A 14,468-nucleotide genomic window follows, 5' to 3' on the forward strand; every position below is an offset into this window, starting at 1 on the left:
GTAGGGCCCCGGTCCCCCGCCGCACCGGAATTGCCGGACGATACCAAGTCCCAGCGCACGCGGGACTCAGTTTCTTGTGGTGGATGCACAAAGCGGCGTCCGCGCCCCCACCCCGCGAACGCCGCCCCGCGCCGTCGCCGCTAGCCCGGCAGGGAGGCGCCGCGGCCGGCCACCGCGACCGGGCCGGCGCCCTCGCCCGTCGAGCGCTCGGCGAGCACCGCGAACGCGCGGTCCAGGTCGGCGATCAGGTCGTCCGCGTTCTCGAGGCCGATCGACAGCCGCAGCACGTCGGCGGCGGGTCGTGCCTCCGGGGGCACCGGACGGTGCGTGAGAGCGGCAGGGTGCTGGATCAGCGAGTCCACGCCCCCGAGCGACACGGCGTGCGTGAACAGCGAGGTCGCCGACGCCACCGCCGACGCCGCCGCGTACCCGCCCCGCATCCGCATCGCGATCATGGCGCCCGTGCCGCGCATCTGCCGGCCGAGGATCCCGCGGGGATCCCCGTCGAGCCCCGGGTAGAAGACCTCGGCGACCTCTGGTCGGTCGATCAGCCACTGCACGAGGCGGCGAGCAGTGTCCTGCTGCTGCCGCACGCGCACGGGCAGGGTCGTGAGCCCGCGGTGGAGGAGATATGCGCCGAGCGGGTGCAGCAGCCCCCCGGTCACCGCACGCACTCGGCGCAGCGCTTCTGCGGTCTCCTCGTCGCAGGCGACGACACCGGCGATGACGTCGCCGTGGCCGCCGAGGTACTTGGTGGCGCTGTGCAGCGACATCGCCGCGCCCAGGTCGATCGGGTTCTGCAGCACCGGGGTGGCGAACGTGTTGTCGACCACGACCGGGACGCCGCCGGCCTGGCGCACCACGTCGGCGATGTCGGCGATGTCGAGCGTGGGGTTGGCGGGCGTCTCGACGACCACGAGCCCGGTGTCGGGACGGATCGACGCGGCGACCTCCTCGGGGCGGCAGTACGTGGTGTCGACGCCGAGCAGCCCCGAGCCCAGCAGGTGGTCGGTGCCGCCGTACAGCGGACGGACCGCGACCACGTGGCGGGTGCCCGTCGCACCGGTGCGGGCGAGGATCACCGCGGTCATGGCGGCCATGCCCGACGCGAACGCGACCGCGGCCTCCGCGTGCTCGAGCTCGGCGAGGGCCTCCTCGAAGCGCGCGACCGTGGGGTTCCAGAGTCGGGCGTAGACCATGCTGCCATCGGCGGGCGGACGGCCCCCGGTGGCCATGGCCTCGTACGAGTCGCCCCCGCGCTCGACATCGGGCAGCGGGTTGGTGGTGGACAGGTCGATCGGCAGCGCGTGGACGCCGAGCCCCTCCAGGTCGGAGCGGCCGCTGTGGACGGCGATCGTGTCGGGATGCAGCGGTGCGGTCATGCCTCCACGTTGCCGGAAACGTGAGAGAACCGCCGGAATTCGACAGCATCTGCGGGAAAGGAGGCCTCATCCGATATTCTGTGCAACATCCGGCGAGCGGGAGGGCGGCACCTTGGCGAAAGCGCAACTCGACGAGACCGATCTGGAGCTCCTCGCGGCGCTGACCCGCGATGCCGAGATCACGAACAAGGCTCTCGCGCATCGGCTGGGGTTGGCCGAGTCCACGTGCGCGCACCGCGTGCGGGCACTGCGCGAGCGCGGCATCATCCGCGACACCCGCGTGCGGGTCGACGGCGCGGCGCTCGGATACCCGCTGCAGGCGATCATCAAGGTGCGCCTCGCCAATCACACCGGGCCGAAGGTGACGGCGCTCTTCGACGCCCTGGTCGCGGTGCCCCGCGTGCTGCAGGTGTTCCACGTCGCGGGCGTCGACGACTTCCTGGTGCACGTCGCGGTGGAGGATGCGACGGCGCTGCGCGACATCGTGCTGGAACACATCACGATCCACCCGGTCGTGCGCGGCACCGAGACCCAGCTCGTGTTCGAGCTCCGCGACGGCACCGGCCTGCTCCCCCGCTAGCTCATCCCCTTCCCGTCACCGACCGCTCTTACCCGTTCTGCCTCTCTCCGCACTTGTGTCGCAGTGAGCCGGTTGGTCGTGATGCCGACAACGATCGCTGCCCCGATCCCAACCGGGACACCGAGGGGCGACGGCAGGAACAGGGCCGCCGCGAGGAATGCCACGGGGAGCATCAGCATCCCGATGACGAACACGGCAGGGGGCGCATTGGTACTCATGCGCGGGCGTGGAGTCCTCTTCGTCGCCTCCACCATCGCCCTCCTCTGGCTCGCCTGACTGGAGCTCCCACCAGACTAGCGTCGTCAAATGAGGACACTGGTATACCTTCTCTCCGGTCGATGGGAGGACATGAGAAGCGGCGCGGGGCGTGCCGTCCGGCGGGCCGACGCGGAAAGATGGAGTGCACGCCAGCAAAGGAGCACCATGAGCCGCAGTGCCACCGCCGCCACGAACGCCGTCCGCGAGATGCGCGACTTCCTGTTCGAGCACGCCACGGACTATGCCGCCGCGCGGGCGGGATTCGCGTGGCCGCAGGTCGACGAATTCAACTTCGCCCTGGAGTGGTTCGACGTGGTGGCCGCCGAGAATCCGCAGCGCCCCGCCGTGCAGATCGTCGACGCCGACCTTCGCCTGCGGTCGTGGACGTACGGCGAGCTCTCCGCTCGCTCCGACCAGGTCGCGTCCTGGCTCACGCGGCTCGGCATCCGCCGCGGCGACCACGTGATCGTGATGCTCAACAACACGATCGAGCTGTGGGAGGTGATGCTGGCGATCACCAAGATCGGGGCGGTGTCGATCCCGACGTCCACGCTGCTGTCGGCCACCGACCTCGCCTATCGCGTGGAGCACGGCCGCGCCAGCGCCGTCGTCACCCTCGGGACTCTCGCCGAACGGGTCGACGATCTCGGCCCCGACATCCTCCGCATCGGCGTCGGCGAGGCCCCGCCCGCCTGGGCCCGCTACGCCGACTCCGCCGCCGCGCCCGCCGCGTTCGAGCCGGACGGCCCGACCCCCGCGTCCGACACCGCACTGCTGTACTTCACCTCGGGCACCACGAACCGGCCGAAGCTCGTGCAGCACACCCACGTCTCGTATCCGGTCGGGCACCTGTCGACCATGTGGTGGCTCGGGGTCCGCCCCGACGACGTGCACCTCAACATCTCATCGCCCGGGTGGGCGAAGCACGCGTGGTCGAGCTTCTACTCGCCGTTCCTGGCCGAGGCCACCGTGTTCGTCTACGACTACGCCCGGTTCGACGCGAACACGCTCATGCAGGTCATGGACACCCACCACGTGTCGACCTTCTGCGCCCCGCCCACCGTGTGGCGCATGCTCATCCAGGCCGACCTGGGCCGCCTGACGCACCCTCCGCGCGAGCTGGTGGGCGCCGGCGAGCCGCTGAACCCCGAGGTCATCGACCGGGTGCGGGAGGCCTGGGGCGGCACCATCCGCGACGGTTTCGGCCAGACCGAGATGACGGCGTGCATCGGCAACTCCCCCGGGCAGCCGGTGAAGATCGGCTCGATGGGCCGCCCGTTGCCGGGATACCCGGTGGTGCTGCTCGACCCCGCCACGGGCGCGGTGGTCGAGCGGGAGGGCGAGATCGCGCTCGACCTGTCGCGCGCGCCGCTCGGACTCATGGCGGGGTACTACGACGACCCGGAGAAGACGGCGGAGTCACGCGCCGGCGGATACCACCACACGGGCGACATCGCGGTGCGCGACGACGACGGCTACCTCACCTACATCGGGCGCTCCGACGACGTGTTCAAGGCCTCGGACTACAAGATCTCGCCGTTCGAGCTCGAGTCGGTGCTCCTGGAGCACGAGCTCGTGGTCGAGGCGGCCGTGATCCCCAGCCCCGACCCGACGCGGCTCGCGGTGCCGAAGGCGTACGTGTGCCTGACCGCGGATGCGGCGGACGAGACGGCCGCGGCACGATCCGTGTTCGCGTACGCGCACGAGCGCCTGTCGTCGCACCTGTGGGTGCGGATCATCGAGTTCGTGCCGGAGCTGCCGAAGACCATCTCGGGCAAGATCCGTCGCGTGGAGCTGCGGGCGCGCGAGGCCGAGCGCGTCGCGTCGGGCGACGACTCACGGCAGCACCGCGACCGCGACTACCGCTGAGCGCTCAGGAGACGACGGCGACGGGCGACGTGGGCGTCGACGACGTCGCCGCCTTGACGACCGCGGCGACCTTCGGCGTCCCGGTCTTCGCGGGAGCCGCGGCCACCGGAAGCGCCTCGGCCGGCGCCTCGCTGCGGCGCGTCAGCCCCGCGGCACCCACCATGCCGCGCACGACGCCGCCGATCGTGAGCATCAGCACGAGTGCGGAGCCCGAGATGATCAGCGGCAGCCACTGGCTGCCGAAAGACGCGGTGACGCTCAGCAGCGCCCCGACGATCCAGACCCCGACGGCCCCGCCGGTGAGACCACCGGCACCCCGCGCGATCGCGATCCCGGCGACGATCGCGCAGATCACGGCGATCGCCGCGCCCACGTACCCGATCGGAATCAGGACCGCTGCCAGCTCGCTGGCCACCCTCAATGTCGTCATGTTGACCCCCCGGTCTGCGGAATTCCCGCATTCTCGACACTAGAAGTGTGTCCCCTCGGGGCCATCCGTCTCAAGTCCGATCCGCATCATCCTCCAGAGGGATATATCGGCTGGATCGGCAACGCACACGAACGCCCCGCGGCCCTGGCGAGGACCGCGGGGCGCTCCGGAGGCATGCGGTCAGCGGCGAACGGGCCAGCGCAGGCGCCGAGGGCGCACGACCCGCACCGGTTGCGTGACCACGGCGTCGACGACCATCGAGCCGTCGGTGGGCCCGACGATCGCGATCGCCGAGGTCTCGGTCGCCTCGGCCGGAGCGACCGGGAGCTTCGCGAGACCGCGGTGGGCACGGACGTACGCGGGCGCCAGCAGCAGGATCGCGCCGACCCAGGCGAGCGGGTTGCTGAGCGCGACGCCGTCGAAGCCGATCATGGCCCCGAGCACCACGGCCGCCCCGACGCGCATCACCAGCTCGATCACGCCCGTCACGGTCGGCACGAGCGTGTGCCCGAGCCCCTGGAGCGCACCGCGGAGCACGAACAGCATGCCCAGTGCCCAGTAGCCGCAGCCGTTGATGATGAGCATCCGGTGCGCCATGTCGACCACGCCGTCGGAGCCCTCTCCGACGAACAGCCGCACCATGGGAGCGCCGAACGCGATGAGCAGTCCGCCGAGCACGATCGCGGCGGCCACCGCCATCCACGTCGCCTCGACCACGCCGCGGCGGATGCGGTCGGGCCGCCGTCCGCCGTGGTTCTGCGCCGCATACATCGACACGGCGAGCCCGAGCGACGAGAGCAGGGCGACCGCGAGGCTGTCCACACGCGAGGCCGTGGTGTACGCCGCCACCGCGTCGGCGCCGAGGGTGTTCAGTGCCACCTGCACCGTGAGCGTCCCGATCGCGATGATCGACGCCTGGAAGCCCATCGGCAGGCCGAGACGCAGATGCTCCGCGATGTCGGAGCCGGTGATGCGCCAGTCGGCGCGGCGCAGGTGCAGCATCGGCAGGCGGCGCCGCACGAACTCCAGGCACAGGATCACCGACACGGCCTGCGCGACCACGGTCGCCAGGGCGGCCCCCGCGACGCCCCACTCCAGCGGCCCCACCATCAGGACGACGAGCCCCACGTTGAGCGCGCACGACACCGTGAGGAACACCAGCGGGGTCTTGGAGTCGCCGATCGCGCGGATGATCGCGGAGAGGTAGTTGAAGAACATGGTCGCGCCCGCGCCGAGGAAGCTGATCTGCGTGAACACCGTCGCCTCGGGCATGAGCTCGGACGGGGTCTGCAGCAGCGCCAGGATCGGCCCGGCGATGAGCGGCGCGACCACGGTGAGGATGACGCTGGTGATGCCGCTCAGCAGCACCCCGGTCGCGACCGAGCGGCGCACGGCGGCATCGTCTCGGGCGCCGAAGGCCTGGGCGACCGGGATCGCGAAGCCGCTCGTCAGGCCCCACGCGAACCCGAGCAGCAGGAACAGGAGGCTGCCGGTCGCGCCGACCGCCGCGAGCGACTGGACGCCGAGGTGGCGCCCGACCACGATCGCGTCGGCGAACTGGTACAGCTGCTGCACGACGTTGCCGAGCAGGAGGGGGATCGAGAAGGCGAGGATGACACGCCACGGACGGCCCGTGGTGAGGGTGGTGGCCATGAAGAGCGGCTCGCAGAAGACGAAGGGCGGATCGGGGAGCGACCAGTTTATCGAATCGTTTCGGGACGAGGGAACACCGGGGGGGCGGAATGCCGGAGCTTCTCTGCCGATTTCGGGCGAGCGCACCGCGGTGGTTACTCTGCATCAGTCGCCGGCACGCGAGTGTCGCGGCGTGTCGACGAAGACCGGAGGAGACAGCGTGACGAAGGAAGACACGGGGGCGATCAACAGCACGGGGGCCACCGCCGATGCGGGGAGCGAGCAGCACCTGCGGCGGGCACTGAGCAACCGGCACATCCAGCTGCTGGCCATCGGCGGCGCCATCGGCACCGGCCTGTTCATGGGAAGCGGCAAGACGATCTCGGTCGCCGGGCCCTCGGTGATCTTCGTCTACATGATCATCGGGTTCATGCTGTTCTTCGTCATGCGGGCGATGGGCGAGCTGCTGTTGTCGAACCTGAAGTACAAGTCGTTCAGCGACTTCGCGAGCGATCTGCTCGGGCCCTGGGCCGGGTTCTTCACCGGCTGGACCTACTGGTTCTGCTGGGTGGTGACGGGCGTCGCCGACGTGATCGCGATCGCCGGGTACACGGATGCGCTCATCCCCGGCATCCCGCTGTGGATCCCCGGCCTGCTGGTCGTGGTGATCCTGCTCGCGCTGAACCTGCCGACCGTCGCCGCGTTCGGCGAGATGGAGTTCTGGTTCGCGCTCATCAAGATCGTGGCGATCGTGGCGCTCATCGCGACGGGTCTGGTGATGGTGTTCACCGGCTTCCAGCACGACGCCGGCACCGCGAGCTTCTCGAACCTGTGGGAGCACGGCGGCATGTTCCCGCACGGGTTCATGGGCTTCGTCGCGGGCTTCCAGATCGCGGTGTTCGCGTTCGTCGGGATCGAACTCGTGGGCACCGCCGCCGCCGAGACCAAAGACCCGAAGCGCAACCTCCCGAAAGCGATCAACGCGATCCCGATCCGCGTGCTGCTGTTCTACGTCGGCGCGCTGATCGTGCTGATGGCGGTCACCCCGTGGACCGAGTACGTGGCCGGGGAGAGCCCGTTCATCGCGATGTTCGCCCTCGCCGGCCTCGGCATCGCCGCGACCGTCGTCAACCTCGTGGTGCTCACCTCGGCCATGTCGAGCGCGAACTCGGGCATCTACTCGACCTCGCGCATGGTGTTCGGCCTCGCGCAGGACGGCGATGCGCCGCAAATGTTCGCCCGCCTGTCGAAGCGTCGCGTGCCGCAGAACGCCCTGTTCCTCTCCTGCATCCTGCTGCTGTCGGGCGTGGTGCTGCTCTATGCGGGCAAGGACATCGGCACCGCGTTCGACATGGTGACCACGGTGTCGGCGGTGTGCTTCATGTTCGTGTGGACGATCTTCCTGTGCAGCTACCTGAAGTACCGGCGCACCCGTCCGGAGAAGGCCGCGGCCTCGGCGTTCAAGATGCCCGGCGGCGTGTTCATGGTGTTCGTGGTGCTCGCCTTCTTCGTCTTCATCCTGTGGGCGCTCACCACCCAGCCCGACACGCTGACGGCCCTCCTGGTCACGCCGATCTGGTTCGCGATCCTCATCGTCGCGTGGGTGTTCGTGCGCAAGTCGCCCCATCACATCGCCCGGCACGAGGCGCACATCGCCTACCTGCGCGACGAGAGCATCGACGCACACTAGACGCACGCGACTGCGCAGAATCGGCGGGCCCCCGGGAGGGGAGCCCGCCGATTCGCGTGTGACGCCGCGGTTCTGGGGAGTTGCGGCGAGGTCAGACGCTCGCGGTGGCGGACACGGGTGCTGCGACGGGTCGCGCGGCGGGCAGGCGCTTGCGCAGAGCGAGGAACAGCAGCACCATCCCGGCCGTGAGCAGCATGTGGCCCAGTCCGGCGATGCCGGCGATCATCTTGGACGACTCCAGGCCGAGCACCGTCAGGGAGCCGTGCCACAGCAGCATGGCCGAGGTGAGCACGAGTCCGGCGGTGTAGAGCCAGAAGAACCAGCCGAACAGGCGGCTCGCGGAGAGCGTGAACGCCCGCTCCAGCAGCAGCACGATCAGGTAGACCACGAAGCCCAGCACCAGCAGGTGGGTGTGCACGAGCCCGAGCTGCGTCGAGGCGCCCTCGGGGAAGTCGTTGAGCTTGGTGAACTCGCGGTAGAAGAGGCCGGAGGCGACCCCGGCGAGCATGGAGGCGAACGCGGCGTAGAAGAGTCGGCGCATGGGTGTTCCTTTCGGGTCACCCCCAGCCTCCGTCGGGCCGGGAATCCGCGGATCCATCGAACGGTGGAGATGCGGGGCTCAGATCACGCCCGTCTCGCGCGCGATCGCCACGGCCCTGGCGCGACTGTCCGCGCCGAGCTTCTCGAACACGTGCACGAGGTGGGTCTTGACCGTGGCCTCCGTCACGAACAGGGTCTTCGCGATCTCGCGGTTCGAGGCGCCCGTGGCGAGCAGCCGCAGCACGTCGAGCTCCCGGTCGGTCAGACGCACCCGGGGTGCCCGCAGCACCTGGCCGACGCGCTCGCTGAGCTCCGGCGTGAGGACGAGCCCGCCCGACGCGGCCGCACGCACCGCACGCACGATGTCGTCCGGGGCGATGTCCTTCAGCAGGTAGCCCGCGGCGCCCGCCTCGACGGCCCCGAGGATCTCGGCGTCGCGGTCGAACGTGGTCAGGATGAGCACGGCGGGGGCGGGGTCCTGCGCACGCAAAGCCGCCGTGGTCTGCACGCCGTCCATGCCCGCGCCCAGCCGCAGGTCGCACAGCACGACGTCGGGGTGCAGGTGCCGCGCGAGGGCGACCGCCTCCTCCCCCGACGCCGCCTCGCCCACGACCTCCACGTCGTCGCGGTGGTCGAACAGCGACCGCACCCCCGCGCGGACGATGGGGTGGTCGTCGACGAGCAGCACCCGCACCGCGGTCACCGCAGCGCTCCCGTCTCCCGGGGGCCCGCGGTCCGCAGCGGCACGTGCGCCGAGAGGGCCGTCCCGTCGCCCGGGGCGCTCTCCACGTCGAGGCCTCCGCCGAGCTCCCGCAGCCGCGCCCGCATCGAGCGCAACCCGTAGCCGCCGCCCGCCCCCGACGTGCCGCGCGCATCCCACCGGGACGCGTCGAAACCCGCCCCGTCGTCGACGATGTCGAGCCGCACGGCGTCGCCCGCATCCGCCAGGGTCACCACGACGCGGGAGGCGCCGGCGTGCGTGCGGACGTTCGCGAGGGCCGACTGCGCCGTCCGCAGCAGCGCGATCTCGGCGTCGATGCCCAGCGGCGGCAGCTCGTCGTCGGCGTGCAGGGTCGTGTCGATGCCGGTCTCGTCGGACAGGCGGTCGAGCATCCGCGCGAGGGCGTCGGCGAGCGCGGTGGACTCCAGCTCCGCGGGCATCAGGTCGTTCACGATGCGCCGCGCGTCGGCCAGCCCCTCGGCTGCGAGCGCGCCGATCTGCTCGAGCGCCCTGGTGCGCTGTTCCTGGTCGTCGCCCGCGAGCGCCGCGCGCGACAGCATCCCCACCGACGACAGGCTCTGCGCGACGGTGTCGTGCAGGTCGCGCGACACCCTGGTGCGTTCGGCGCTCGCCCCCGACTCGCGCTGCATGCGGGCGAGCTCGTCCTGCACCGCGGCCATCTCCTCCTGCGTGGCCACGAGCGAGGCGATCAGCCGCCGTCGCTCCCGGCCGTCGCGCACCAGCACGAGGTAGCCCCGGGAGATGCCGAGCGCGAAGACCCCGCCCACGAGAGGACCGATCACGTTGGCGTACGTCGTCTCTCCGGTGTGCACGACCGGGGCGAGGATCACCACCGCGAGCACGAGCACGCTGAGGGGCACCGCCCACCGCAGCGGCAGGATGAACCCGGCGAGCAGCCACAGCGCGAACGCCAGCCACACGAACTCCGGCGACACGACCACGGCCCCGAGCCAGATGAGGGCGAGGCCGAGCAGCCACCAGGTGGCGAGGCGCCGGTCGGCCGTGCGCTCGCCGAGCAGCAGCCCGCCGCCGTACCACCCGAGGAACACCAGCCCGAGGGCGAGCACCCACGGCAGCGGCACGCCGTCGATCGCCGCCCTGACCACGCCGACCGCGAGCAGCACCGCGGTGATGACCGCCTGACCCACGCGGATCGAGCCCACCAGTGTCGCCCACGACCACCGACCGGTGCCGGGGCGCGGTGCGGGCTCTGGCGACGACATGCTCACATTCTTCCCCCGACGGCCCGCCCGTGCGTCCATCGTTCGACGGAGGCGGCGGACGACCTCGGTATCGTGAGGCCGTGACCGCCGCCCACCCCTACCCCGCGACGATCGCGGCCCCGGTGGAGCACGAGCTCGTGATCCGCAAGTCGCGCTTCCTGACGCTGGTCGCGCCCGTGGCGTCGGTGGCCGAGGCGGAGACCGTGATCGCGGGCGTGCGCAAGCGCGCGTGGGACGCGAACCACAACTGCACGGCCATGGTCACGGGGCTGCGCGGCGATCAGGCCCGCTCCTCCGACGACGGCGAGCCGTCGGGCACCGCGGGAGTGCCGATGCTGGAGGTGCTGCGCCGGCGGGAACTGACCGACGTGGTCGCGGTCGTGACGCGCTACTTCGGCGGGGTGAAGCTCGGGGCGGGCGGGCTCGTGCGCGCGTACGGCTCCGCGGTGTCGGAAGCCCTCGACCGCGCGGCGCTCGTGCACCGACGGGCGTTGACCCAGACCACGGTCGAGGTGCCCCACGCCGACGCCGGGCGCTACGACAACCTGCTGCGGGAGTGGGCGCAGCAGCACGGCGCGACCCTCGGCACGCCGCAGTACGGAGAGGCCGCGCGCCTGGAGCTGTGGGTTCCTGCGGAGGAGCTGCCGCGACTGTCCGACGACCTCGCCGCCGCGTCGGCCGGAGCCGTGCGCCTCGAGACCGGCGTCGAGCGCGTGGTCGACGTGCCCGCCTGACCGGCACTCCCGGCGGGCGCATACGCGCGGCGGCTATCCTGGACGCCGCGGTCGCGGAAGGAGAGCGATGTTCGACAGTCCGCTCTCGGCCTCGCCATACGAGATCCTCGAGGTCGACCCGTCCGTCGACGACGCGGAGCTGCGCCGGGCCTACCGCCTCCGCCTCCGCCAGACGCACCCCGACACGGGCGGCGACGCCGCGGTGTTCATCCAGGTGCAGCGGGCGTGGGAGCTGATCGGCACGGCGGAGGGTCGCGCGGCCTACGACCGCCGCACGGGCGTGACCGACGACGGCGCCGAGTGGAGCGGCTGGCGACCGCAGACCGCGCGCACCGACACCCGTCCGCGGGCGCGGTCGTACGGACAGCCCGGCGGCTGGCGCCGCGAGCGCTACCTCACGCTCATCCGGGAGTGGGCGGGCCACGGGGTGGAGGTGCCCGACCCGTACGCGCCGGCTCTCGTGCGGGCCGCACCGCGGGAGCTGCGGCGCATGCTGGCCGACGCCCTCGCGGAGGAGGCGACCGCGCGCACGGTGTCCGACCTCGGGATGGGCTTCACCGTGTGGCACGACGTCGCGGCCGGGCAGACGCCCGACGACAAGCTCGACCACGTGGTGCTCAGTCCCTCGGGCCTGTACGGCATCATGTCGGAGGACTTCGGCGGGGTGGTGGGCTTCCGCCGCGGCGAGATCACCGGCCCGAGCCTGGGCACCAGGGCTCCGGTGACGGCGGCGCTCGGCCGGATGCGTCAGGTGGCGAAGGCCGCGAAGGTCAGGTTCGGCGGCGCGATCGTGGTGCTGCCGGACGACGATCTGGCGCAGGCGGTGACCCCGCTCGGCAGCAGCCGCGGGGTTCCGGTCGTGGTGGTGCGGCGCAGTGCGCTGGCGATGATGCTGCGCCAGGGGGTGCCGGGGGCCAGGGCGATCGGCGGCAACGAGCTGTTCGACGTGCGCACGCGCCTGCAGCAGACCGTCCGGTTCGTCTGACCCTCCGCTCGTCCGCGATCCCGCTCTTGACGCTTGTCATCAAACCGGTTTACACTCGTCAAACCGGTTCACGCACCCGAGTGAGCCCGACACCCGCGAGGAGGCGGCATGGGCCGCACCACGATCGCCGACGTCGCCCGCGAGGCCGGCGTCACCAAGGCCACCGTGTCGCACGCGCTCAGCGGCAACCGCCCCATCTCCGAGGAGACCAGGGCGAAGGTGCTCGCCGCGGCCCGCAAGCTCGACTGGGCTCCGAGCCAGAGCGCCAGAGCCCTCGCCACGCGCCGCGCCAACGCGATCGCCGTCGTCCTCGCGCGCGACCCCGAGGTCATCGCGAACGACTCGTTCTTCCCCGCGTTCATCGCCGGGGTCGAGTCGGTGCTCGCCGAGACCGAGACCGCGCTCGTGCTCCAGGTGGTGCAGGGTCGCGAGGCCGAGGAGCGCGCGTACCGCACGCTCGCCCGCGGCCGGGCCGACGGCGCGCTGCTGCTCGACCTGCGCACCGACGACTGGCGCGTGCCCTTCCTCGACGAGCTCGGGCTGCCCACCGTGCTGGTCGGCGCCTACGACCAGCCCAGCCCGTTCTCGTGCGTGCGCACCGACGACGCCGCGCCGATGCGCGAGATCCTCGACCGGCTCCGCGCCGCAGGGCACACCCGCATCGCCCACGTGTCCGGCCCGCTCGACTACGTGCACTCGGCCGCCCGTGCCGCCGCCTACACCGAGGCCGCGGGCTCCGACGAGCTGCTGCGCGAGGGCGACTTCACCGCCGCGAGCGGGCGCGACGTGACCGAGGAACTGCTCGCGCTGCCCGACCGCCCCACGGCGATCCTCTACTCGAACGACACCATGGCCATCGCCGGGCTCTCCCTCGCCCGCTCGCAGGGTCTCGCGATCCCCCGCGACCTGGCCATCTCCGGCTTCGACGACGACCACCTCTCCGCCCACCTCTCCCCCGCGCTCACGAGCGTGTCGTCCGATCCGGCCGCCCGGGGCCGCGCGGCCGCCCGGCTGCTGCAGGAGAGCATCCTCGGCGCCGAACCGCGCACCGAGGTCGTGGACTGCAACGTCGTGCACTTCCGGGAGAGCACCGGCTCCTGAGCCCCCGCACCACCCATCGCGTCAAGGAGGACACCATGAAGAAGATCCGCGCAGCAGCACTCGTGGGCGCCGTCGCGCTCGTCGTCACCGGATGCTCGTCCGGCGGCGGAGGCGGCGAAGGCTCCGCCGAGGGCACCGGCCCCATCGACATCTGGCTGTCGAACAACGAGCAGGAGGTCGCCTGGGGTCAGGCGGTCGTCGACGCCTGGAACGAGGAGCACCCCGACGAGAAGGTCACCGCGCAGGAGATCCCGGCAGGCTCGTCCTCGGAGGAGGCCATCACCGCGGCGATCACCGCCGGGACCGCACCGTGCCTCGTCTACAACGTCGCGCCGGCGGCCGTGTCGGGCTGGGTCAAGCAGGGCGGCCTGGTCGACCTCAGCTCGATGGACGGCGGCAGCGACTACATCACCGAGCGCAGCGGCGACGTCGAGCCCTACGCCACGGACGGCAAGTACTACCAGCTGCCGTGGAAGTCGAACCCGGTCATGGTCATGTACAACAAGACCCTGTTCCAGGCCGCCGGGCTCGACCCCGCGGACCCGCAGATGAACACGTACGACGCGTTCCTGGAGGGGGCGCGCGCCATCGTCGACTCGGGCGTGCAGAGCGCCATCTGGCCCGCGCCGACGAGCGAGTTCTACCAGCCGTGGTTCGACTTCTATCCGCTGTACCTCGCCGAGACCGACGGCACCATGCTCGTGGAGGACGGCAAGGCCACGTTCGACTCGGACGACGGCAAGACCGTGGCCGACTTCTGGGCCACCGTGTACGAGGAGAAGCTCGCGCCGAACGAGGCGGCGACCGACGACGCGATGTCCGCCGGCACCACGGCCATGCAGCTCGCCGGCCCCTGGGCCATCCCGTCGTACGCCGAGACGGTCGACGTGGGCTTCATGCCCGTGCCGACCAGCGACGGCCGGGAGAACCCCACCACGTTCGCCGACTCCAAGAGCGTGTCGATGTTCACCGCCTGCGAGAACCAGGCGACCGCGTGGGAGTTCCTGAAGTTCTCCACGAGCGAGGAGGCCGACGGCCAGCTGCTCGAGGCGACCGGCCAGATGCCGATGCGCACGGACCTCACCGACACGTACGCCGACTACTTCTCCGCCAACCCGGACTATGTGGCGTTCGCGGAGCAGGCGGAGAACACGGCCGACGTGCCCAGCATCCCGAACTCGGTGGAGGCCTGGCAGGCGTTCCGCGACGAGTACTCGTCCGCGGTGATCTTCGCGAAGGAGTCGACCTCCGACTTCCTGAAGAACGCCGCCGCGAAGGTCGACGAGCTCGTCGCCGAGTGAC

The 14,468-nt window shown here is 71.4% G+C and carries 13 protein-coding genes; 7 read left to right on the forward strand and 6 right to left on the reverse strand.

The annotated features are described in order from the left end of the window. Window positions 1-140: 140 nt before the first annotated feature. On the reverse strand, window positions 141-1,382 hold the full coding sequence (locus ACWH95_RS04515) for a trans-sulfuration enzyme family protein (RefSeq protein ID WP_136029006.1): 1,242 nt from the start codon (window positions 1,380-1,382) through the stop codon (window positions 141-143). 112 nt (window positions 1,383-1,494) lie between these two features. Here ACWH95_RS04515 and ACWH95_RS04520 point away from each other — a divergent pair, with 112 nt between their 5' ends. Together ACWH95_RS04520 and ACWH95_RS04525 are read left to right on the forward strand one after the other, a co-directional pair. After that, a complete protein-coding gene (locus tag ACWH95_RS04520) occupies window positions 1,495-1,962 on the forward strand; it encodes an Lrp/AsnC family transcriptional regulator (protein WP_136029008.1) in 468 nt (155 codons plus the stop codon). Window positions 1,963-2,385: 423 nt separating this feature from the next. After that, window positions 2,386-4,089: an AMP-binding protein gene (locus ACWH95_RS04525; protein ID WP_454120264.1), complete on the forward strand. Its 1,704-nt coding sequence runs from the start codon at window positions 2,386-2,388 to the stop codon at window positions 4,087-4,089. A 4-nt stretch (window positions 4,090-4,093) separates the two neighbouring features. Here ACWH95_RS04525 and ACWH95_RS04530 read toward each other — a convergent pair whose 3' ends face one another. Together ACWH95_RS04530 and ACWH95_RS04535 are read right to left on the reverse strand one after the other, a co-directional pair. Continuing rightward, window positions 4,094-4,519 carry a hypothetical protein gene (locus tag ACWH95_RS04530; protein WP_136029013.1) on the reverse strand — a complete coding sequence of 142 codons (426 nt, stop codon included), beginning with the start codon at window positions 4,517-4,519 and terminating at the stop codon, window positions 4,094-4,096. 180 nt (window positions 4,520-4,699) lie between these two features. Further along, complete coding sequence (locus ACWH95_RS04535) at window positions 4,700-6,172, reverse strand: MATE family efflux transporter (RefSeq protein WP_454120265.1); 1,473 nt, start codon at window positions 6,170-6,172, stop codon at window positions 4,700-4,702. 223 nt (window positions 6,173-6,395) lie between these two features. Between ACWH95_RS04535 and cycA the strand changes: the two genes are divergently transcribed. Continuing rightward, window positions 6,396-7,841, forward strand: coding sequence for a D-serine/D-alanine/glycine transporter (cycA, locus tag ACWH95_RS04540; RefSeq protein ID WP_454120655.1), 1,446 nt, complete (start codon window positions 6,396-6,398; stop codon window positions 7,839-7,841). A 91-nt stretch (window positions 7,842-7,932) separates the two neighbouring features. Here cycA and ACWH95_RS04545 read toward each other — a convergent pair whose 3' ends face one another. From ACWH95_RS04545 to ACWH95_RS04555, 3 genes are all read right to left on the reverse strand, one after another. Further along, window positions 7,933-8,382 (reverse strand): DUF2871 domain-containing protein, encoded by a 450-nt coding sequence (locus ACWH95_RS04545; RefSeq protein WP_454120266.1) that lies wholly within the window; start codon window positions 8,380-8,382, stop codon window positions 7,933-7,935. 78 nt (window positions 8,383-8,460) lie between these two features. Next, window positions 8,461-9,084 carry a response regulator gene (locus ACWH95_RS04550; RefSeq protein WP_136028572.1) on the reverse strand — a complete coding sequence of 208 codons (624 nt, stop codon included), beginning with the start codon at window positions 9,082-9,084 and terminating at the stop codon, window positions 8,461-8,463. Next, window positions 9,081-10,346 (reverse strand): sensor histidine kinase, encoded by a 1,266-nt coding sequence (locus ACWH95_RS04555; RefSeq protein WP_454120267.1) that lies wholly within the window; start codon window positions 10,344-10,346, stop codon window positions 9,081-9,083. The genes ACWH95_RS04550 and ACWH95_RS04555 overlap by 4 nt, the downstream gene beginning before the upstream one ends. A gap of 80 nt (window positions 10,347-10,426) precedes the next feature. Between ACWH95_RS04555 and ACWH95_RS04560 the strand changes: the two genes are divergently transcribed. The 4 genes from ACWH95_RS04560 to ACWH95_RS04575 all read left to right on the forward strand — a co-directional run bounded on the left by ACWH95_RS04560 (window position 10,427) and on the right by ACWH95_RS04575 (window position 14,467). Next, a complete protein-coding gene (locus ACWH95_RS04560) occupies window positions 10,427-11,080 on the forward strand; it encodes an IMPACT family protein (RefSeq protein WP_454120268.1) in 654 nt (217 codons plus the stop codon). 67 nt (window positions 11,081-11,147) lie between these two features. Then, window positions 11,148-12,065: a DnaJ domain-containing protein gene (locus ACWH95_RS04565; RefSeq protein ID WP_454120269.1), complete on the forward strand. Its 918-nt coding sequence runs from the start codon at window positions 11,148-11,150 to the stop codon at window positions 12,063-12,065. A gap of 108 nt (window positions 12,066-12,173) precedes the next feature. Continuing rightward, the gene (locus ACWH95_RS04570) at window positions 12,174-13,166 is read left to right on the forward strand and encodes a LacI family DNA-binding transcriptional regulator (RefSeq protein WP_247637968.1); all 993 of its coding nucleotides are present in this window, start codon (window positions 12,174-12,176) and stop codon (window positions 13,164-13,166) included. Window positions 13,167-13,201: 35 nt separating this feature from the next. Further along, entirely contained in the window at window positions 13,202-14,467 is a 1,266-nt protein-coding gene (locus ACWH95_RS04575) for an ABC transporter substrate-binding protein (protein WP_454120270.1), read from the forward strand. Window position 14,468: the final 1 nt, after the last annotated feature.

It is taken from the genome of Microbacterium sp. NPDC055502, assembly GCF_053643635.1.